General features: G+C 71.1%; 20 protein-coding genes. 12 read left to right on the top strand and 8 right to left on the bottom strand.

Going from position 1 to position 19,559, the window contains the following annotated elements:
- Positions 1-5 precede the first annotated feature (5 nt).
- Positions 6-764: an SDR family oxidoreductase gene (locus OG714_RS40315; protein ID WP_406128565.1), complete on the top strand. Its 759-nt coding sequence runs from the start codon at positions 6-8 to the stop codon at positions 762-764.
- A 23-nt stretch (positions 765-787) separates the two neighbouring features.
- Complete coding sequence (locus tag OG714_RS40310) at positions 788-1,813, top strand: L-idonate 5-dehydrogenase (RefSeq protein ID WP_406132118.1); 1,026 nt, start codon at positions 788-790, stop codon at positions 1,811-1,813.
- Between the two features lie 76 nt (positions 1,814-1,889).
- Here OG714_RS40310 and OG714_RS40305 read toward each other — a convergent pair whose 3' ends face one another.
- The 4 genes from OG714_RS40305 to OG714_RS40290 form a co-directional block, all read right to left on the bottom strand.
- Entirely contained in the window at positions 1,890-2,525 is a 636-nt protein-coding gene (locus OG714_RS40305; protein ID WP_406128563.1) for a cytochrome b/b6 domain-containing protein, read from the bottom strand.
- Positions 2,509-3,252 (bottom strand): molybdopterin-dependent oxidoreductase, encoded by a 744-nt coding sequence (locus OG714_RS40300; protein ID WP_406128561.1) that lies wholly within the window; start codon positions 3,250-3,252, stop codon positions 2,509-2,511. Before OG714_RS40300 ends, OG714_RS40305 begins: the two co-directional genes overlap by 17 nt.
- A 102-nt stretch (positions 3,253-3,354) precedes the next feature.
- Entirely contained in the window at positions 3,355-4,902 is a 1,548-nt protein-coding gene (locus tag OG714_RS40295) for an APC family permease (protein ID WP_406128559.1), read from the bottom strand.
- A 115-nt stretch (positions 4,903-5,017) separates the two neighbouring features.
- The gene (locus OG714_RS40290; protein ID WP_406128558.1) at positions 5,018-5,968 is read right to left on the bottom strand and encodes a hypothetical protein; all 951 of its coding nucleotides are present in this window, start codon (positions 5,966-5,968) and stop codon (positions 5,018-5,020) included.
- A 411-nt stretch (positions 5,969-6,379) separates the two neighbouring features.
- Here OG714_RS40290 and OG714_RS40285 point away from each other — a divergent pair, with 411 nt between their 5' ends.
- From OG714_RS40285 to OG714_RS40255, 7 genes are all read left to right on the top strand, one after another.
- Positions 6,380-7,273: a DMT family transporter gene (locus OG714_RS40285; protein ID WP_406128556.1), complete on the top strand. Its 894-nt coding sequence runs from the start codon at positions 6,380-6,382 to the stop codon at positions 7,271-7,273.
- A gap of 25 nt (positions 7,274-7,298) precedes the next feature.
- Positions 7,299-7,829 (top strand): NUDIX hydrolase, encoded by a 531-nt coding sequence (locus OG714_RS40280; RefSeq protein WP_406128554.1) that lies wholly within the window; start codon positions 7,299-7,301, stop codon positions 7,827-7,829.
- Between the two features lie 10 nt (positions 7,830-7,839).
- On the top strand, positions 7,840-8,232 hold the full coding sequence (locus OG714_RS40275; protein ID WP_406128552.1) for a YidH family protein: 393 nt from the start codon (positions 7,840-7,842) through the stop codon (positions 8,230-8,232).
- Positions 8,220-8,552, top strand: a complete 333-nt coding sequence (locus OG714_RS40270; RefSeq protein ID WP_406128550.1) for a DUF202 domain-containing protein — start codon at positions 8,220-8,222, stop codon at positions 8,550-8,552. Before OG714_RS40275 ends, OG714_RS40270 begins: the two co-directional genes overlap by 13 nt.
- 252 nt (positions 8,553-8,804) lie before the next feature.
- Complete coding sequence (locus OG714_RS40265) at positions 8,805-9,101, top strand: hypothetical protein (protein ID WP_406128549.1); 297 nt, start codon at positions 8,805-8,807, stop codon at positions 9,099-9,101.
- Positions 9,102-9,278: 177 nt separating this feature from the next.
- A complete protein-coding gene (locus OG714_RS40260) occupies positions 9,279-10,301 on the top strand; it encodes a phosphotransferase family protein (protein ID WP_406128547.1) in 1,023 nt (340 codons plus the stop codon).
- A 6-nt stretch (positions 10,302-10,307) separates the two neighbouring features.
- Positions 10,308-11,522 carry an acyl-CoA dehydrogenase family protein gene (locus OG714_RS40255; RefSeq protein WP_406128546.1) on the top strand — a complete coding sequence of 405 codons (1,215 nt, stop codon included), beginning with the start codon at positions 10,308-10,310 and terminating at the stop codon, positions 11,520-11,522.
- Positions 11,523-11,583: 61 nt separating this feature from the next.
- On the opposite strand, the gene OG714_RS40250 is transcribed toward OG714_RS40255, so the two are convergent.
- Positions 11,584-12,150, bottom strand: coding sequence for an LGFP repeat-containing protein (locus OG714_RS40250; RefSeq protein ID WP_406128544.1), 567 nt, complete (start codon positions 12,148-12,150; stop codon positions 11,584-11,586).
- 186 nt (positions 12,151-12,336) lie between these two features.
- Between OG714_RS40250 and OG714_RS40245 the strand changes: the two genes are divergently transcribed.
- The gene (locus OG714_RS40245; protein WP_406128542.1) at positions 12,337-14,331 is read left to right on the top strand and encodes a sensor histidine kinase; all 1,995 of its coding nucleotides are present in this window, start codon (positions 12,337-12,339) and stop codon (positions 14,329-14,331) included.
- Positions 14,331-15,026: a response regulator gene (locus tag OG714_RS40240; RefSeq protein WP_406128540.1), complete on the top strand. Its 696-nt coding sequence runs from the start codon at positions 14,331-14,333 to the stop codon at positions 15,024-15,026. Before OG714_RS40245 ends, OG714_RS40240 begins: the two co-directional genes overlap by 1 nt.
- Before the next feature lie 7 nt (positions 15,027-15,033).
- Here OG714_RS40240 and OG714_RS40235 read toward each other — a convergent pair whose 3' ends face one another.
- From OG714_RS40235 to OG714_RS40225, 3 genes are read right to left on the bottom strand one after another with little or no spacing between them, the layout of a single operon-like run.
- On the bottom strand, positions 15,034-15,627 hold the full coding sequence (locus OG714_RS40235; protein WP_327405218.1) for a TetR/AcrR family transcriptional regulator: 594 nt from the start codon (positions 15,625-15,627) through the stop codon (positions 15,034-15,036).
- A 26-nt stretch (positions 15,628-15,653) separates the two neighbouring features.
- Positions 15,654-17,336 (bottom strand): class I adenylate-forming enzyme family protein, encoded by a 1,683-nt coding sequence (locus OG714_RS40230; protein WP_406128538.1) that lies wholly within the window; start codon positions 17,334-17,336, stop codon positions 15,654-15,656.
- On the bottom strand, positions 17,333-18,097 hold the full coding sequence (locus OG714_RS40225) for an SDR family oxidoreductase (protein WP_403590295.1): 765 nt from the start codon (positions 18,095-18,097) through the stop codon (positions 17,333-17,335). The genes OG714_RS40230 and OG714_RS40225 overlap by 4 nt, the downstream gene beginning before the upstream one ends.
- Before the next feature lie 183 nt (positions 18,098-18,280).
- On the opposite strand from OG714_RS40225, the gene OG714_RS40220 reads away from it, so the two are divergent.
- Positions 18,281-19,501 carry an exo-beta-N-acetylmuramidase NamZ domain-containing protein gene (locus OG714_RS40220; RefSeq protein ID WP_406128536.1) on the top strand — a complete coding sequence of 407 codons (1,221 nt, stop codon included), beginning with the start codon at positions 18,281-18,283 and terminating at the stop codon, positions 19,499-19,501.
- Positions 19,502-19,559: the final 58 nt, after the last annotated feature.

Genomic DNA, 19,559 nt, shown 5'->3' with positions numbered 1-19,559 from the left:
CGGCAATGAGTCATCCTCTTTTCGACATCAGTGGCCGTACGGCCCTGGTCACCGGTTCCAGCCGGGGCATCGGACTCGCCCTCGCCCAGGGCCTGTTGGAGGCCGGTTGCACGGTCGTCCTGAACGGACGGGACGGCGAACGCCTCACCAAGGCCGCCGCCGAACTGTCCGGCGACGTCCACACGGCGGCCTTCGACGTGACCGACGGTCCGTCAGTCGCCGCCGGAATCGCGGAGGTCGAGGAGCGGGTCGGTCCGCTCGACATCCTCGTCAACAACGCGGGCATGCAACTGCGCGCCCCACTCCTGGAGTTCACCGACTCCGACTGGCACCGCATCATCGACACCAACCTCACCAGCGCGTTCCTGGTCGGCCGCGAGGCGGCCCGCCGGATGACGGAACGCGGCCACGGGAAGATCATCAACATCTGCTCGCTGCAGAGCGAGGTGGTCCGCCCCGGCATCGCGCCCTACGCGGCCACCAAGGGCGCGTTGAAGATGCTCACCAAGGGCATGTGCGCGGACTGGGGCCCGTCCGGTGTCCAGGTCAACGGCCTGGGACCGGGCTACATCGAGACGGAACTCACCCGACCCCTCGTCCAGGACGAGGAGTTCAGCGCCTGGGTGCGCAAGCGGACCCCGGCCGGCCGCTGGGGCCGTACGGAGGACCTGGTGGGCGGGGTGCTGTTCCTGGCGTCGCCCGCCGCGGACTTCGTGAGCGGACAGATCCTGTACGTCGACGGCGGCATGACGAGCGTGCTGTGAAAGGGGACATCATCGTGCCGGACATGCTGGGCTGTGTGATCCACGGTCAGGACGACCTGCGCGTCGAGGAGTTGACGGTCCCGGAGCCCGGCCCCGGCCAGGCCCTGGTCGCCGTCCGCTACGGCGGCGTCTGCGGCTCCGACCTCCACTACTGGCGCCACGGCGGCGTCGGCGACTTCCGCCTCAAGGAACCGATGCTGCTCGGCCACGAGGTGGTCGGCACGGTCGTGTCCTACGGCCCCGGGGCCACAGGTCCCGTCCCTGGTACGGCGGTTGCCGTGCACCCGGCCACGCCGTGCGGGGTGTGCCCCGAGTGCGTGGACGGGCGGCGCAACGTGTGCCGGGACACCGCGTACCTGGGCAGCGCGGCCCGCTTCCCGCACGTGCAGGGCGGTTTCGCGGCCCAAGTCACCGTCCCGGCCGAGCAGTTGAGGGCGATCCCGGCGGGCCTTGAGCTGCGCCGGGCCGCTCTCGCCGAACCGCTCTCCGTCGCGCTGCACGCCGCACGCCGGGCCGGGGACGTGCGGGGGCGCCATGTGCTGGTCACCGGCGCGGGCCCGATCGGCTGTCTGGTCGTCGCGGCGGCGAAGGCGGCCGGCGCGGCACACGTGACGGTCACGGACCTGCTCCCTGCGGCCCTGGAGTACGCCACCGCGGCCGGCGCCGACACCGTCGTACGGGCCGACGACCGGGACGACTCCGGGTGGCCGTCCGAGGTGGACGTGGCCGTCGAGGCGTCCGGGGTCGCGGCCGGACTCGACACCTGTCTGCGGCTCGTGCGGCGGGGCGGGGTCGTCGTCCAGCTCGGGATGCTGCCGCCGGGGCAGAGTCCCTTCGCGGGGAACCTGGTCGTCAGCCGGGAGATCGAGCTGCGCGGGGCGTTCCGCTTCGACGAGGAGTTCAACGACGCGCTCCAACTCCTCGCCGTGGAGCCCGCGTTCGACGCTCTGGTGAGTGCGGTGGTGCCGGTGCGCGAGGCGGAGTCGGCGTTCGCGCTGGCGGCCGACCGGAGCCGGTCGTGCAAGGTGCTGCTGGACTTCGGGGGCTGAGCGGGGGCGACCAGCACGCCGCCCCAAGCCTCAACCACTACGCCCAAGGCTTCAACCACTACATGCAAGGCCTCAACTACGGCTTCCAGAGCGGGTGTTCGCGCTTGGCCCAGTCCCGGCTCACCGAGCCCGTGCGCAAGCCCGCCCTGGCCTCCGGGTCGCCCAGCGCCATGCCGATGTGGCCGCCCAGGACGATGCCCATCGTCAGGGCGAGCCAGTCGTGGACGAAGGTCGCGCTGGTGCGCCACTGGATCGGGGTGAGGTGGGTGAACCACATCATCAGGCCCGTGCCGAGCATCACCAGGGTGGCGCCGGCGATCCAGTTGGCGTAGATCTTCTGGCCGGCGTTGAACTTGCCCGCCGGGCGCGCCGACCGGCGTTTGTCGCGCATCAGGGCGCCGCGCAGCCAGACGCGGTCGTGCGGGCCGAAGCGGTTGAGGAAGCCGAGGTTGACGCGGAAACCGCGGGAGACCAGGCCGATCAGGACGGGCACGGGGAGTGCGAGTCCGGCGCACTCGTGGATACGGACGACCAGGTCACGGCGGCCGACCAGTTCGGCGAACGCCGGGATGTACAGGCAGGCCGCCGTGAACACGCAGATGCCCATCAGCAGGGCCGTGGTCCGGTGCACCCAGCGTTCGGCGCGGCCGAAGCGGCGGACGCGGGCCGACGGCTCCGTCCGCGGGGCGTGGGCTTCAGCTCGTAGGGTCATCGTCGCGTCCGTTCGACTTGCCGACCCAGGCGTCGACGTCGTAGCCCCGGTCCTCCCAGTAGCCGGGCTTCACGTGTTCGGTGACCGTGATGCCGGAGAGCCACTTGGCGGACTTGTAGAAGTACATGGGTGCCACGTAGAGGCGGACCGGGCCGCCGTGGTCGTGGCCCAGCGGCTTGTCCTGCATGCGCAGCGCGACCAGGATGTCCGAGCGGCGGGCCTGGTCGAGGGTGAGGCTCTCCGTGTAGGCGCCGTCGAAGCAGGTGAAGCGCACCGCCCCGGCCTTGGCGCGCACTCCCGCGGCGTCCAGGAGCCGGGACAGGCGCACCCCCTCGAAGGGGGTCCCGGGGACCCGCCAGCCGGTGACGCACTGGACGTCCTTGACCAGCCGGGTCTGCGGCAACGCGCGCAGGTCGGCGAGCGTGTAGGACGCCGGCTTGTCGACCAGCCCGTCGACGGTCAGGCGGTAGTTCTCGGCGTTCTTGTTCGGCACGGAGGCGGTGACCGAGTAGTAGCGGAAGCCGCCGCCGTTCGGGAGCAGTCCGGTCAGCCCGGTGGGGTCCTTGCCGGAGACGGCACCGAGGAAGCCCTCCATGCCTTTCTGCAGGGCGGGCGCGGCGACGACGCCGAGGGCGCCCAGGCCGAGGGTGCCCAGGAGGACCCGGCGGCCTAGTGGCCGGCCCTCCGCCTTCTCCGCACCCTCGGGCTCGGCTTGTTCAGGGTTCACGCAGTCATTCGAACACCCGCGACCCCGGCGCGGCCAGGGATCGCGGGTGCCCGTCAGACTTCCGTAACCACTTCTTACGTGCTTCTCAGCAACGACAGGTTCCTACGGCGTCTCCCCCGCCGCCTTCTCCAGCTGGAACGCCTCGTTGCCGAGCCCGATGCGGGCGTGGGCCTCGGGGTTGCGGGAGCGCAGGAGCAGGCCCTGGGCCAGGCCGATGATGACGGCGAGGCCGATGATGCCGGGCAGGATCCAGCTCAGGGACGAGCCGGGGCCCGCGCCGACCAGGACGTCGAAGTCCTTGACCGTGTAGACGGCGATGCCGACGAGCGCGAGGCCGGCCAGCGCGGAGGTGACCAGGCGCCAGGCCTGGGCGGCCGCGGAGCCGCGGCGGGCGAAGAAGACGATCACCGAGAGGGAGGCGGCGGCCATCAGCAGGATCACGCCGAGGGCACCGATGTTGCCGAACCAGGTGAACAGGTGCAGGACGGGTTCGGTGGGGTCGCCGGTGGGCTTGTCGTCGGCGATCGCGAAGGCGATCACGATCACGGCGGACACGGCGGTCTGGAGCAGCGAGCCGGTGCCGGGGGCGCCGCTCCCGCTCGTCGTACGGCCGAAGGCGGACGGCAGCAGGCCCTCGCGGCCCATGGCGAAGGCGTAGCGGGCGACGACGTTGTGGAAGCTGAGCATGGCCGCGAACATGCCGGTGACGAACAGGACGTGGAGCACGTCGGTGAAGGTGCCGCCGAGCCGGGCTTCGGTGAGGTAGAAGAGCAGGCCGGCGCTCTGCTTCTGGGAGACGCCGATGATCTGCGAGGGCCCCGCCGCGACGGTGAGCGCCCAGCAGCTGAGCGCGAAGAAGACGGCGACGCCGCCGACCGCGAGGAACATCACGCGCGGCACCAGGATGTGCGGGCGGCTGGTCTCCTCGGCGTACACCGGGGCCTGTTCGAAGCCGAGGAACGCGGCGATGCAGAAGCACAGGGCGGTGCCGACGCCGGCGCCGCTAAGGGTGTCCGGGTTGAAGGCGTGCAGGGACAGGCCCTCCTTGGCCGGGTCGGCGACGGCCGCGATGTCGAAGACGACGACGAGCGCGACCTCGATGACCAGCAGGACGCCGAGCACGCGCGCGTTGACGTCGATCTTCAGCCAGCCGAGCGCGCCGACGGCGAGCACGGCCGCCAACGCCGGTATCCACCAGGCCACTTGAACATCGGCGTAGGTGGAGAACAGTCCGGAGACCTCGAAGCCGAAGATGCCGTAGATGCCGACCTGGAGGGCGTTGTAGGCGACGAGCGCCACCAGCGCAGCGGCCGCGCCGGCGGTGCCGCCGAGGCCGCGGGAGATGTAGGCGTAGAAGGCGCCCGCGTTGTGGACGTGTCTACTCATCTCGGCGTAGCCGACGCTGAAGAGGACCAGGACCACACCGAGGAGGACGAAGAGCAGCGGCTGCCCCTCGATGCCCATCACCGCGAATGTGGTGGGCATGACACCCGCGACCACCATGAGGGGCGCGGTCGCGGCGAGCACGGAGAGCAGCAGGCCCCCGGTGCCGAGGCGGTCGGCGCGCAGCGCGCGCTCCTGCCCCCTGAAGGTGCTGATACCGCCGCCGTCCGAGGTGGCGCTGCTCGTTCTGGAACTGCCCGTCGTCATGGCGGGAACGTCCTTTCGGGGTCGCTACGGGAGCGTTGCTACGGTCGCGTTACTTCGCTACGGCGGCGTTGCGACGGGTGCGTCGCATCGCTGCCGAGTCGTTGGTACGGGGGCGTTACGACGTCCCGAGCGCACAGTCGCGTGCGGCACGGAAGGCGGTGAGCGGGTCGCGGTCCGGGTAGGACCACGGGGCCGGGGTGGGGTGCTCCCCGATGCGGTGGAACAGGGCGGCAGCCTCGGCGCCGCGTCCCTCGCAGGACTTGGCGTGGGCGAGGAAGTTGAGGTCGACGAGGCGGCGCGGATGGCCCTCGTGCTCCCACTCCAGCCACCAGTCGAAGGCGGCCTTCATGACCTGCCGGGCCCGGCGTCCGGTCCAGTGCCCGGAGGCGGCGGGGTCGGCGGGTTCGAGGCCGGCGGCGGCCAGCACGCGGTAGCGCTCGGCGTGCGCGATGACCGGCAGGATGGCGAGCGGGGAGTCGGCGGGGGCCTGTTCGGCGGCCCAGTAGGCGAAGTCGTAGACCTCGTGCAGCGGGTCGACGCCCGCCTCGGCGCGGCGCTCCGCGAGCCGGGCCACCATCAGATGGTGGGCGTGGTGATGGTCGGCGTAGCGGTGGCGGACCTCGTCGAAGAGCTGGACGACTCCCTCGTCGGTGCCGAGGCTGTGCTCCAGGAGGAGCAGTCCGAGCCACGGCGTCGGGTCGTCGGGCAGCCGGGCCGACGCCGCACGGCAGGCGTCCCGGGCGCGGACCGGCTTCTCCTTGCCCGCCAGCACACGCTGGACAAGGGCCACGGCGAGCAGGACGGAGGCATCGCCGGACTCGGGTTCGGCGAGCAGCCAGTCGCGGGCCCAGGCGGCGGTGTAGGACTCCAGGGCGAGAACGGTGACCCGGTGGGCGCGAAGGTCCCAATCGTCGCCCGTCTGGGCGAGCAGGCCACGCGCCGCCTGCCAGCGTCCCTGCGCCAACGCGGCCCGCGCGGCGACGAGTTCACCGTCGTCGAGCGCGGCGTCGAAGGCCTGGGAGGCTCGCTTGTGACGGCGTCCGAGGGGTGGCGGGGGTGGGGACACCCGGGTATTCCTCACGATCCTCACGCGACGCTGCGGGACATCGACCTGCCATCGGCCGATCACGCACAGCAAACCCTCCACCAATACTTCACGTCAAGTGCCGTACGGCTGTTACACCTGTCAACTTCCGTTGCACAAAAGGCACTTGTGGCACCATCCCCTACCCTGGGCGGTACGCTCCCAAGCGTTCGCGGGTCATCGGTGTGGCGTACGCCATGGCGCTCGGGCGCGCGGCGACGGACCATGGCAGCACGGTCCCGCCGCAGCCTCCGATCGTGCCCACGGTCGTCAGAGCATCGTGACCGGATCGACCACCCGCTTCCGGGTACTCCCAGGGGCAAGCCGGGCCCTGGGGCGCTACAGTCGCCCAAACGCATCCCGTAGCCCGGCCTGACGATCGAGGTACGCAGCGTGTCCCTTCTGGTTCTGATGCTCTCCGTGAGTGCCGCCTGTTGCCTCGGCTTCGGGTTCGTGCTCCAGCAGAACGTGGCCCAGCAGGCACCCCTGAGCGACTTCCTCTCCCCCAGGCTGCTCCTCGACCTGATGCGGGTACCGCGCTGGCTCGGCGGCATCGGCCTGATGATCGCGGGCATGGTGCTCGGCGCGATAGCGCTCAGCAACGGCGAGGTCTCCCTCGTCGAACCCCTCCTCGCGACGAACCTCCTCTTCGCACTCGCACTCTCCCGCAAGCAGACCCGACAGTCCCTGGGCCGACAGGGCTGGGCAGGCCTCGCACTCCTCGCGGGCGGCGTCACGACCTTCATCGTCGCGGGCGAACCACGCAGCGGAACGCCGGTCACGGACCCCTTCCGTCACTGGCTGATCATCGGCGCGATGGTGGGCCTCGCCCTCCTCCTCACGACGTACGCCAAACGCTCCCGCCTCAGCTCGGGCCCGGTCCTGCTGGCCCTGGCGGCCGGCCTTCTCTACGGCGTGCAGGACGCGCTCACCCGGGTCAGCGGCCAGCGCTTCACCGAGGGCGGCCTCACCGAACTCCTCACGGGCTGGCAGCCGTACGGCGTGCTCGCCCTCGGCGTGACCGGCCTGGTCCTCGTACAGAGCGCCTTCGAGACAGCCCCCCTGCGCATGTCCCTGCCGGCCCTCACCGCGGCCCAGCCACTCGCCGGGATCATCTGCGGGGTGGGCTTCCTGGGCGACCGCCTGCACGCCGACACGGGCGCGCTGGCCTGGGAGGCGGTGGGCCTGGCCGGAATCGTCGTAGGCATCCTGCTCCTCGGCATGCACCCCGCGATGCCCCGCGGCACGACAAAGCCGAAGCCCGCACCGGCCCTCCAGCCGCACTGACGACCGCCCCCTGTTTGATGGGGACATGAACCCAGCTGACGAACTCCTCGACATCGTCGACGAGAACGACCAGGTCATCACCCAGTCCCCCCGCGGCGAGGCCTACGCACAGGGCCTGCGCCACCGCGCGGTCTTCATCCAGACCCGCAACGCACACGGCCAGGTCTTCGTCCACCGCCGCACCCCCACAAAACTCGTCTTCCCCTCCCTCTACGACATGTTCGTCGGCGGAGTGGTGGGCGCGGGCGAGTCCTACGACGACGCGGCACTCCGCGAGGCCGAGGAGGAACTAGGGGTATCCGGCCTGCCCCACCCCACATTCCTCTTCAAGTTCCTGTACGACGACGGGGCCGGGCAGACCTGGTGGTCGGCGGTGTACGAGGTCCGCTGCGAGCTGCCGGTCAGCCCGCAGGTCGAGGAGGTCGCGTGGCACGACTTCCTGGAGGACGAGGAGATCGAGCAGCGTATGGCCGAGTGGGAGTGGGTGCCGGACGGCGTGGCGGCCTACGACAGACTCAAGGCGCACCGGAAGGACCGGGGAGAAAGAGCCGGATAGGGTCCTTCCCGTGATCGATTTTGCACGGAACGTCCGGCTGTGGTTCGAGCCCCAGCACATCAGCGAGGAAGGCGCCACACCCGACTACCGTTTCTCGCTGGCCAACGAACGCACCTTCCTGGCCTGGCTGCGCACCGCGCTCGCGCTGATCGGCGGGGGCTTCGCGGTGGACCAGTTCCTGCCGGATCTGCGCTGGGGCGTACGGGTAGGGCTGGCCCTCGCGCTGCTCGCGGCGGGCGTCCTGTGCTCGCTGCGCGCGGTCAACCACTGGGTGCGCTGCGAGCGGGCGATGCGCCGGGGCGAGGATCTGCCGGTGTCCCGCTTCCCGGCACTGCTGAGCATCGCCGTGGCGATCGTGGCCGTGGCGATGGTCGTCGTCGTACTCGCCGGATGGGAAGGGTGACCAGGCCCCCGGCGCAGGACCGCGACCCGGGCCTGCAACCCGAACGGACCCGACTGGCCTGGCGGCGTACGACCCTGTCGAGCACGGTCGCCGCCGTCCTCGCCGCGAAATCCGCCCTGCACGGCGGCGTACAGATCGAGGGCGTGGTCATCTGTGCCCTGTGCTGCGCACTCTGGCTGGGCTTCCTGGCAGTGGCCCACCGCCGCATCCGTACCCTCGCGGCCGGCGGGATCCCCCCGGCCCTGACCCCACGGCACGCCGTGACGGCGATGCTGTGCACGGTGGCAGTGGCGGTGTGCGCGGCGGTGCTCGTGTACTGAGGCGCGGGCCGCCGCGTACCCGGCACCAACCCGTCCAGCTGTGGCAACACCGGAGGGGCCCGACCAGCGGTGGGCTCGCCGTACCGCCACGACCCCGCCCCACCCACATGCCCGCGGGCGAACAACCCACATACCCGCGGGCGAACCCACCGCCCCCAACTCCCGGCGCCACGCGCCCCGGATCACCCGATATGGGCGATTCCCGTGGCAGCCTGTCCGTCGTCACAGCCCGCACTTCCGAAGGTGAGCACCATGACCACCCTTCACCTGGAGCACTCCTCCCACACCCACACGCACGGCCCGGACTGCGGACACGCCACGGTGCCGCACGGCGACCACGTCGACTACGCGCACGACGGCCACCTGCACCGCGAGCACGGCGGCCACTGGGACGAGTGCGAGCCCGGCGGCCACGTCGCCCACCAGGAGCACGCGCACCAGCACGGCCAGGACTGCGGTCACGAGAGCGTCCTGCACGGCGACCACGTCGACTACGTGCACGACGGCCACCGCCACGCCCTGCACGACGGACACTGGGACGACCACTGAGCCGACACCCACGGCCGGGAACGGCCTGGAACCACTGACGCACAGCTCCCCGTCGCCCGGCGCGGGGAGCTGTCGGCCTATGGTGGCCCCGGTCACGTTTCACTCCCCTACTGGACGACATACCGACCGGTCGGCATGATGGGTGAAGACGTGTTCCTCCATTCGTAGGAGTGATGTATGAGCCCCGACCACCCGCCCGGACTCGATCTGGACCGGCTGCGCGGGCTGCTCGACCGCGAGCGGCCCGGTCTGGTGACCGGCGCCCTGTCCGGCCGGCTGATCGAGGGCGGACGGTCGAACCTCACCTACGCGGTCACCGACTCCACCACGAAGTGGGTCGTACGGCGCCCCCCGCTCGGCCACGTGCTGGCCACCGCGCACGACATGAGACGCGAGCACCGGGTGATCAGCGCCCTGCACCCGACGAACGTGCCGGTGCCGAAGCCCATCCTCCTGTGCGAGGACGACGAGGTGCTCGGGGCGCCGTTCTACGTCATGGAGTTCGTCGAGGGCACGCCGTACCGCACCGCCGACGAGCTCACCCCGATCGGCCCCGAGCGCACCCGGGGCGCGGTGCTCGAACTGGTGGACACGCTGGTCGAGTTGCACGCGGTGGACCCCGCCGAGGTGGGTCTCGCGGACTTCGGCCGCCCCGAGGGCTTCCTGGACCGCCAACTGCGCCGCTGGGGCAAGCAGTTGGACGCCTCCCGCAACCGCGAGCTGGCCGGCGTCGAGGAGTTGCACGCGGCCCTCGGCCGCCGCCTCCCCGACTCCCCCGCACCGGCGGTCGTGCACGGCGACTACCGCCTGGACAACGTGCTGATCGGCGCGGACGACAAGATCAAGGCGATCCTCGACTGGGAGATGTCCACCCTCGGCGACCCGCTCACCGACCTGGGTCTCCTCGTCATGTACAGCATGCCGCTGGACCTCCCCAACTCCCCCATTTCCACGACCGCTTCGGCCCCCGGACACCCCACCCCGGCCGAGCTGATCGAGCGGTACGCCGCGCGCTCGGGCCGCGACGTGTCGGCGGTCGCCTGGTACACGGCGTTCGCGTGGTTCAAGCTCGCCGTGATCCTGGAGGGCATCCACTACCGCTACACCCTGGGCCAGACGGTCGGCCGCGGCTTCGACCGCATCGGCGAGCTGGTTCCCGTCTTCATCGAGCACGGCCTGACCACCCTTCAGGAGGGCTGATCCACCATGGACTTCGCGTTCGACGCACACACCGAGGAACTGCGCGCCAAGCTCCTGGCCTTCATGGACGAGTACGTCTACCCGGCCGAGCCCGTCGCCGAGGAACAGCGCGCCCAGCTCGCGTCCCCCTGGGACACCCCTGCCGTCGTAGGGGAGTTGAAGGCGGAGGCACGCAGGCAGGGCCTGTGGAACCTCTTCCTCCCGGACTCCGAGTACGGCGCCGGCCTGACCAACCTCCAGTACGCGCCCCTCGCCGAAATCACCGGCCGTTCCCCGCACTTGGCGCCCACCGCGCTGAACTGCGCGGCGCCGGACACCGGCAACATGGAGGTGCTGTACCAGTTCGGCGACGAGCAGCAGAAGAAGCAGTGGCTGGAGCCGCTGCTGGCCGGTGAGATCCGCTCGGCGTTCGCGATGACGGAGCCCGAGGTCGCCTCCTCGGACGCCACGAACATCACCACGCTCATCGAGCGGGACGGCGACGACTACGTCATCACGGGCCGCAAGTGGTACATCTCCGGGGCGATGAACCCGGACTGCAAGATCTTCATCGTGATGGGCAAGACGGACCCGGACGGCGCCGACATCCGCCGCCAGCAGTCCATGATCCTCGTTCCCCGCGACACCCCGGGCGTCACGGTCAAGCGCGCGATGCGGGTCTTCGGCTACGAGGACCACTCCCACGGCGGCCACGCCGAGGTCGTCTTCGACCACGCGCGCGTGCCGGTGACCAACCTGATCGGCGAGGAGGGCGGCGGCTTCGCCATCGCCCAGGCGCGGCTCGGTCCGGGCCGTATCCACCACTGCATGCGGCTGATCGGTATGGCCGAGCGGGCGATCGAGCTGATGTGCCAACGGGCCGTCTCCCGCGTCGCGTTCGGCAAGGCGCTGGCCCAACAGGGCGTCGTCCACAACTGGATCGCGGACGCGCGGGTCGCCGTCGAGCAGCTGCGGCTGCTGGTCCTGAAGACGGCCTGGATGATGGACACGGTCGGCAACAAGGGTGCCCACGCGGAGATCCAGGCCATCAAGATCGCCACACCCCGCACGGTCGTCGGCATCCTCGACCGCGCGATCCAGCTGCACGGCGCGGGCGGTGTGAGCCAGGACTTCCCGCTGGCCGAGCTGTACGCGAGCGCCCGCACCCTGATGCTGGCCGACGGCCCGGACGAGGTGCACCAACGGTCGCTGGCGCGGCGGGAGTTGAAAAAGTACCTGTAGCACCACGAGGGGCTGGAAGGGTGGTCGCACCCCTCCAGCCCCGTTCCCCCGAGGTGAGTGGTCAGTTGGGCGTGCTCGCCTTCAGCGTCCAGCCCTGGCGGCAGGTGTGGCCGAAGGTGCCGACGTCGCAGCCCTCGACGGTGAAGACGTAGGCGCCGGTGTTCCGCTCCAGCACCCGGATCCGGCCGGCCGTCCCGCCGCCGAACTCGCGCTGGGTGCCCCCGGGGTCGGAGGCGCTGGTCCAGCGGACCAGGAACCTGTCGTAGCGGTGCTCCGGGGCCGTCGTGCCCCAGTTGAAGTAGGCGTAGCCGCGGTCCTCCCACGCGGCGACGACCATGTTCGAGCCCTGGCGCGGCGACCAGGTGGCGGTGCCGTAGGTGAAGTACTGGCGCTTCCCGGCGTACACGTTGTTCAGGTACACGTCCCTGGTGCCGCTGGTCGGGCAGCCAAGCCAGCCGGAGGCTCCGCCGAGCGCGCTCCAACGCTGGTAGATGTGCGGCTCGTTGACCGAGATACCGCACGCGGCCCGCGCCGGTGTCTGCGCGGCGGCCGGCACCGCCGCCGTGCCGCCGAGAGCGAGCAGGGAGCCCAGGACGACGCCGGTCAGGCGCCGCTTCGTTGACAGCATGGTGTTTCCCCCGTTGGTTCCTGTCGGTCGGTCCGGCGGTGTGGCCGCCGTTCCGCTGCTACGAGCATCACGGCGACCGGGGCCGGGAGTTGAGGGGAAGCCCTCGGGCGGCGCCGGGGACCTCTCCCGGGTGGACCGGGAAGCGTTCCCGGGACACCCGGGCGCCGCGCCCCCACGATGGGACGCATGGACGACCGCGACGGGCGCACCCGGCCACGTACGGCGACGGCGTACGTACTGCTGGGGCTGGCGGCACTCCAAGTGGCCGTCGGGGCGGTCGCGTTGGCGGCGGCCGGGGTCTCCGCGGCGGACGTGGTCCGCTACGACATGGTCGTCGACCTGGCGGTCGGCCTCGCCTACCCGGTCTGCGGCACGGTGATCGCGCTGCACCGGCCGCGCAATCCCATCGGCTGGCTGCTGATCGCCTACGGGCTGGGCCACGCGTTCACGGGGATGTCGATCGGGCTGGCCGTCGAGGGGCTACGGCTGGGCTGGTCCCCCGAGTTGCTGCACGCGCTGACGACCGTCGGCCGCCACACCTGGATCCTCGGCAGCTCCACGGCGTTCGTCCTCGTGTTCTTCCTGTTCCCCGACGGCCGGCTGCCCGACCGCCGCTGGCGCTGGGCCCTGGTCGCCCAACTCCTGTCCGCCCCGCTCGACTTCGCGGTCTGGGCGCGGGACGACTGGGGGCTGTTCCGCGACACACCGGCCCAGCCGTCGTACCTCCCGGTGCCGGACGGCTGGATGTCCGCGCTGCGCGACATCGAGACCGCCAAGGCCTGCCTGGTGCTGGCGGCGGTGTTCGGGGCCATGTCCGTCCGCTACCGGCGCGGCGGGGAGCAGGACCGCCGCCGGCTGCTGTGGCTGATCGCGGGGATGCTGCCGCTGGCGTTGAGCGTGGCCCTCCAGATCCTGGGCTTCCCGGCGGTCTACACCTCGTGCTGCACCCTGTTCCTGCCGACCGCCATCATGATCGCCGTGGTGCGTGAGGAGTTGCTCGACATCCGCCTCGTCGTCTCCCGCAGCCTGCTCTACGGCGCGCTCACGGTCGGGGTGGCCGTCGCCTACGTCGGGCTCGTCACCTTCGTCCAGGCCCTCCTCAACCCCGACCCCTCGCTGCTCGGCCCGGCCCTGGTCACCGTCACCCTCGCCGCCGCCTTCGAACCGGCCCGCCGTCTCCTCCAGCACATGGTCGACCGCGCCCTGTACGGCGACCGGCACGATCCGGTGCGCGCGGTCTCCCGCATCGGCGAGCGGCTGGCCGGCACCGGCGTCGGCGCGGTCCCGGAGGCGGTGGGCGAGGCGCTGCGGCTGCCGTATGTGTGCGTGGAGTCGAAGTCCGGGGTGACGGACGGGAGTTGGGGCGAACCGGGAGAACACATCCACGCCATACCGCTGGACTACGACGGCCGGACCGTCGGCGCGCTGGTGATCGGGCTGCGCCCCGGCGAACAGCAGCCCGCCACGGCCGACTTGGCGGTCCTGGAGCTGCTCGCCGTACCGCTGGCCGCCGCGCTGCACGCCACCGACCTCACCCGGCAGCTCCAGCACTCCCGGGAGCGGATCGTGGCCGCGCGCGAGGAGGAGCGGCGCCGGATCCGCCGCGATCTGCACGACGGGCTCGGGCCCACCCTCGCCGGAGCCGCCTTCCAGGCCGACGCCGTCCGCAATCTGCTCACGTTCGATCCGGAGCGGGCGGCGGCGCTGCTCACCGAGTTGCGGTCGGAGGTCGGGGGCGCGGTCGCGGAGGTGCGCCGCCTTGTGGACGGGCTACGGCCGCCGGATCTGGACCAGTTGGGGCTGCTGGGCGCGTTGCGGGAGCGTGCGGTGCGGCTGTCCTGGCGGGCGGACGGCACCGAGATCCAGGTGCGGGTCCGGGCGCCGGAGCGGCTGCCCGCGCTGCCCGCCGCCGTCGAGGTGGCCGCGTACCGCATCGCGATCGAGGCGCTGACCAACGCGGCCCGGCACGCCCGGGCCTCCCACGTGGACCTGCACATCGAGATCGGCGACGGGCTGCGCCTGGAGGTGTGCGACGACGGTTCGCCGGTGGACGAGGAGACCGCGTGGACGCCGGGCGTGGGCATCACGTCGATGCAGGAGCGCGCGGCGGAGCTGGGCGGCCGGTGTGTGGCGGGGCGGGGGCGGGTGGTGGCGACGCTGCCGTTGGGAGAGGCGATGTGATGGGGCTGGTTCCTGGGGGTGCGGACGACGGGGACGCGTTGCGGGTCGTGCTCGCCGACGACCATCCCGTGGTCCGTACCGGGCTGGCCGCGCTCCTGGAGTCGGTGCGGGACGGGACTCCGCGTGTGCGGGTCGTCGGGGTCGCCGCGAGCGGGCGGGAGGCGGTACGGGCGGCGGTGACCCTGCGCCCGCACGTGGTGGTGATGGACATCCGGATGCCCGACCTGAACGGCATCGAGGCGACCCGGGAGATCGGCCGGGTGGCACCCCGGGTGGCCGTGCTGATGCTCACCATGGTCGAGGAGGACGACTCGGTGTTCGCCGCGATGCGGGCGGGCGCCCTGGGCTATGTCCTCAAGGGCGCGGGCCAGGACGAGATCGTCCGGGCGATCCGGGCGGTGGCCGCGGGCGAGGCCATCTTCGGACCCGGTGTCGCGAGGCGTGTGCTCGGTCAGCTCAGCAGGCCTCCGGACCGCCCCGACCCGTGCCCGACGCTCACCCCGCGCGAACGGGACGTCCTCGCGCTGATCGCCGACGGCCAGCCCAACTCGGTCGTGGCCACCCGCCTGGGCCTGTCCCCGAAGACGGTCAGCAACCACATGTCGGCGGTCCTGGCCAAGCTGGGCGTCACGGACCGCGCGCAGGCGGCGGCCTGGGCCCGGGAGGCGGGGCTCGCCCACCCACCGGACGCGTGAGGGCGTGTTACGGCCGCAGCGCCCGCATCAGCAGGTCCGCCAGGTGGTCGGCGACCTCCTGGGGCGTGAGGGGGCCGCCGGGGCGGTACCAGGTCGACAGGTGGTGGACCGAGCCGAAGTGGTAGTCCACGACGAGGTCCGCCGGGGTCGCCGTGGAGAAGACGCCCGCGCGCTGGCCCTCCTCGACGAGGCCGCGGAAGCGTTCGTGGTAGCGCCGGCGCTCGGCGCGCACCTGTTTGTTCTTCTCCGGGCTCAGGTGGTGCATGGAGCGGAAGAAGATCGACGCGTCGTCGAGGTTGTCGATCGTCGTCACGACGACGTCCGCGGCGGCGGCCCGCAGCCGCTTCTCGATCGGCTCGTCGGCGTTCGCGAACACTTCCAGGCGCTCCTGCTGGACGCGCAGCACGCGCGCGTACACCTCGTGCAGGAGGTCGTCCTTGGAGCCGAAGTAGTGGTACAGCGCCCCCTTGGTGACGCCCGCGGCCTCGACGATCTCCTGCACCGAGGTGCGGTCGTAGCCCTGCTCGGCGAAAAGCCTGGTGGCGGCGGCGAGGAGCCGCTGCGGAACGGGAGCCCCGTCTCCGTCGGTCGTCCTGGGCACTGCCGCCACCTGCCTTTTCTGGCTGTTCACTCGCTGTCGTGCGACCGGGAACGCAGTTCCCGCCGGAGGATCTTCCCACTTGCCGTCTTCGGCAGGTCGGGCAGGATCTCCACCTGGCGGGGGTATTTGTAGGCGGCCAGTCTCTCCTTGCAGTACACGGCGAATTCATCGGGGTCGGTTTCGGCGCCCGGACGGAGACTGATGTACGCCTTCACGGTCTCGCCGCGATACCCGTCGGGCACCCCGACGACGGCCGCCTCGCGCACCGCCGGGTGGGTGTACAGCACGTCCTCGACCTCGCGCGGCCACACCTTGAAGCCGGACGCGTTGATCATGTCCTTCTTGCGGTCGACGACGTACAGCCAGCCCTGCGCGTCCATGAACCCGATGTCACCGGTGCGCAGCTCGCCGTCCGGGAAGGTCTCGGCGGTGGCCTCGGGCCGCCGCCAGTACCCGGGCACGACCTGCGGCCCGCGTACGACGATCTCGCCCTGCTCCCCGAACGGCACCTCGCCGCCCAGGTCGTCGACGATCCGTACGACGGTGTCGGGCCCCGGCACGCCCACGGCCAGCGTCCCGGACGCCGGGTCGACGGGCGCCTCCAGGTCGGGCGGTACGGAGGCGCAGGGCGCGGTGCACTCGGTGAGGCCGTAGCCGTTGCGGATGTACGGCCCGAAGCCGGCCCGGAACTTCTCCACCAGGGCGGGCGGCACCGGGGCACCGCCGGAGGAGATGTTCCGGAAGGACGCGAAGTGGTCCGGGGTGACGCCCGGGTGCGCGGCGAGCGCCATGAAGGCGGTGGACGGGCCGACCGTGTAGTGCGGCCCGTGCTCGGCGAAGGCGTCGAGCACGACCCCGCCCTCGAAGCGGTACACCAGCACCAGCGAGCCACCGCTGACGAGCGACGCGCCCAGCTGGCACACCATCCCGGTGATGTGGAACAGCGGCGCCATCGCGAAGTAGACGGGCGCGTCCGGCAGTCCGAGCCCGGTCCGCTGCCGTTCGGCGTTGTACAGGATGTTGGCGTGGGTGTTGGTGGCACCCTTCGGGGCACCGCTCGTCCCCGAGGTGTAGCTGATCAACGCGATGTCCGCAGGGGCCAGTTCACGCCCGTCGGGCGCCTTGTGCCCCGCCTTCGCCACGGCCACCAGGTCCTCGGCGTCGGCGGCCTGCGGGAGCCGCTCGAAGGTGAGCACGCGCGCGTCGTTGCGGGTCTGGAAATCCAACTCGCACGCGGTGAGCACGATCCGCACGGGAGACCCGCTCTCCTCAACCGCCGTGGCCGTCTCGCGCAGATACGACTCCCAGGCCCGGTCGGTACAGATCAGCGCGGCCACCTCACCGTCCCGCAGGACGTGGGTGACCTCCCCCGACTTGTACATCGGGTTGACCGGCACGACGATCGCGCCCGCCTTCCAGGCACCGAGCAGCGCGATCACGAAGTGCGGCGAGTTCTGGAGCAGCACGGCGACCCGGTCACCCTGCTCAAGCCCCCGCGCGGCCAGATACCCGGCGACGGAGTCACTCAGCTCGTCGACCTCGCGATAGCTGAGCCGACCGTCGAAGTAGGTGAGGAAGGTCCGGTCGGGAGTCTCACCGACCACCCGGCGCAGGGCGTGCACCAGGGAGTCATCCGGACTGATCGGCCCACGCTGGGCCTCGTTGAGCAGCGCAACCCAGGGCTTGGCGGCATACAGGGAGTCGGTCACTCTCCGGCCTCCCACTTCTGCTGGATGTGGTTCATGGTGGTCAGCCAGCGATCCGGTTCGGTGGCCCGGGCCTGGTAATAACCCGCGACCTCAGGATGCGGCAGGATCAGGAACCGCTCCTCCTCGATCCCCTTCATCAGAGCGTCGGCGACGGCATCGGGCTCGATCGCGGTCGGCTGGAGCACCAGGTCACCCGCGCTGCCGGTGGCGGCCAGCATGTCGGTTCGGACACCCTGCGGACAGATCGCGTGGACCTTGATCCCCCGGTGCCGGTACGTCAGGGACAGCCACTCGGCGAAGGCGTACGCACCGTGCTTGGTGACGCTGTAGGGCGCGGCCCCGATCATGGTGAGCAGCCCGGCCGCGGACACGGTGGACACGAACCGCCCGCCGCCCCGCTCCAGCCACCCCGGGATCAACGCCTCGGCGGCCCGCACATGGGCCATGACGTTCACGTCCCAGGCCAGCGCCCAGACGTCCTCTCCGGCCGCCTCCGACCCGCCGGAGCCGACCCCGGCGTTGGCGCAGTAGATGTCGACGGTCCCGCCGAGAGCGTCCCGGGCCGCACCGACGACGGCCGAGGCATCCCCGGGTACGGCGATCGCCCCGATCTCATCGGCGACGGCTTTCACACGGTCGGCATCCAGGTCGTTCACCACGACCCGGGCCCCTTCGGCAGCGAACCGCCGCGCGAGCGCAGCCCCGATGCCACCCCCGGCCCCCGTGACGACTACCCCGGCACCCTGAACGGCTTCCACCATCGGTCTCCTTCGACTGCGGCTCCACTGCCAAGCCAGACTAACCGGTCGGTATGTAACACCGGAAGAGCAGTTTCCCTCAGGGGCGCGGGGCTGTATCAATATGCGGCTCCGCCGCGCGGTCGCGACCAGCCACATACGGCGCGCACCCTACGAACCACATGCGGAAGCTCATACCGTGCCCGCATGCCCCTCACAAGACGAACCCTCCTGGCATCGGCACCGGCGGCAACCCTCACCCCGGCAACCACCAAGCCCCGCATCCTCCGCACCGGCTTCGAACAACTAACCGCAAACGACTACACCCAGCTCAACGGCCAACGCATCGGAATCGTCACCAACCCCACCGGCATCACAAGAGACGCCCACCACATCGTCGACGTCATGCACGCAAGCCCCCACGTGAACCTCACCGCGGTCTTCGGCCCCGAACACGGCTTCCGGGGCACCGCACAAGCCGGCGGCTCCGAGGGCTACTACACCGACCCGGCCACCAAACTCCCTGTCTACGACACGTACTTGAAGAGCGGCCGGCCACTCGCCGACATCTTCAGGACCGCCGCCGTGGACACCGTCGTCTTCGACATCCAGGACGTCGGCGCCCGTTTCTACACGTACATCTGGACCCTGTACGACTGCATGGAGGCGGCCCAGCTCGCCGGCAAACGCTTCGTCGTCCTCGACCGCCCCAACCCGGTGACCGGCCGCAGCGCCCAAGGCCCGGTCCTGCACCGGGAGTTCGCGACCTTCGTCGGCCGGCAGCCGATCGCGCAGGCGCACGGCATGACGGTCGCCGAGCTGGCCCGGCTGTTCAACGGGGAGTTCCTGACGAAGCCCGTACCGCTGGAGACCGTACTGATGACGGGCTGGAAGCGGTCGGAGTTCTACGACGCCTGGTCGCTTCCGTGGGTGCCGCCGAGCCCCAACATGCCGACGCCGGACACCGCGCTCGTGTACTCGGGGACGTGTCTCTTCGAGGGCACGAACCTGTCCGAGGGCCGCGGCACCACCCGGCCCTTCGAACTGCTCGGCGCGGAGGGCATCGACGGGCGTTGGGCGGCCGCGGTGAATCAACTCGGGCTGCCCGGCGTGCACTTCAGGGAGGCGTACTTCGCGCCCACCTTCTCCAAGTTCCAGGGCAAGACGGTCGGCGGGGTCCAGATCCACCTCCACGACCGGGCCGCGTACGACCCCGTGCGCACCGGGATCGCGTTGCTGGTGACCGCCAAGAAGGTCTGGAGCGGCTTCGGTTGGCGTTCCGACAACTGGATCGACAAGCTCACCGGGTCCGCCCGGGTGCGGACGGCGATCGACGCGGGCGCGGGCACGGACGAGGTGGTGGCGGGCTGGCAGGAGGAGTTGCGGGCCTTCCGGCGGGTTCGAACTGAATACCTCCTCTACAAGTGACTCGCGACGTATGGCCAATCTTCACCGGTAGCGGGACGATGCGCCCACATCGCACCAC

The organism is Streptomyces sp. NBC_00989, assembly GCF_045162655.1.
Classification (GTDB): Bacteria; Actinomycetota; Actinomycetes; order Streptomycetales; family Streptomycetaceae; genus Streptomyces.
The sequence above is the reverse complement of the archived record's forward strand: the minus strand, read 5'-3'. Positions and strand labels throughout refer to the sequence as shown.

Excerpts from the sequence above, each read along its gene's own strand:
- OG714_RS40315 (WP_406128565.1), top strand. The coding sequence starts at position 6 with ATGAGTCATCCTCTTTTCGACATCAGTGGCCGTACGGCCCTGGTCACC.
- OG714_RS40310 (WP_406132118.1), top strand. The coding sequence starts at position 788 with ATGCTGGGCTGTGTGATCCACGGTCAGGACGACCTGCGCGTCGAGGAG.
- OG714_RS40305 (WP_406128563.1), bottom strand. The coding sequence starts at position 2,525 with ATGACCCTACGAGCTGAAGCCCACGCCCCGCGGACGGAGCCGTCGGCC.
- OG714_RS40295 (WP_406128559.1), bottom strand. The coding sequence starts at position 4,902 with ATGACGACGGGCAGTTCCAGAACGAGCAGCGCCACCTCGGACGGCGGC.
- OG714_RS40280 (WP_406128554.1), top strand. The coding sequence starts at position 7,299 with ATGAACCCAGCTGACGAACTCCTCGACATCGTCGACGAGAACGACCAG.
- OG714_RS40270 (WP_406128550.1), top strand. The coding sequence starts at position 8,220 with ATGGGAAGGGTGACCAGGCCCCCGGCGCAGGACCGCGACCCGGGCCTG.
- OG714_RS40265 (WP_406128549.1), top strand. The coding sequence starts at position 8,805 with ATGACCACCCTTCACCTGGAGCACTCCTCCCACACCCACACGCACGGC.
- OG714_RS40260 (WP_406128547.1), top strand. The coding sequence starts at position 9,279 with ATGAGCCCCGACCACCCGCCCGGACTCGATCTGGACCGGCTGCGCGGG.
- OG714_RS40255 (WP_406128546.1), top strand. The coding sequence starts at position 10,308 with ATGGACTTCGCGTTCGACGCACACACCGAGGAACTGCGCGCCAAGCTC.
- OG714_RS40250 (WP_406128544.1), bottom strand. The coding sequence starts at position 12,150 with ATGCTGTCAACGAAGCGGCGCCTGACCGGCGTCGTCCTGGGCTCCCTG.
- OG714_RS40245 (WP_406128542.1), top strand. The coding sequence starts at position 12,337 with ATGGACGACCGCGACGGGCGCACCCGGCCACGTACGGCGACGGCGTAC.
- OG714_RS40240 (WP_406128540.1), top strand. The coding sequence starts at position 14,331 with ATGGGGCTGGTTCCTGGGGGTGCGGACGACGGGGACGCGTTGCGGGTC.
- OG714_RS40225 (WP_403590295.1), bottom strand. The coding sequence starts at position 18,097 with ATGGTGGAAGCCGTTCAGGGTGCCGGGGTAGTCGTCACGGGGGCCGGG.
- OG714_RS40220 (WP_406128536.1), top strand. The coding sequence starts at position 18,281 with ATGCCCCTCACAAGACGAACCCTCCTGGCATCGGCACCGGCGGCAACC.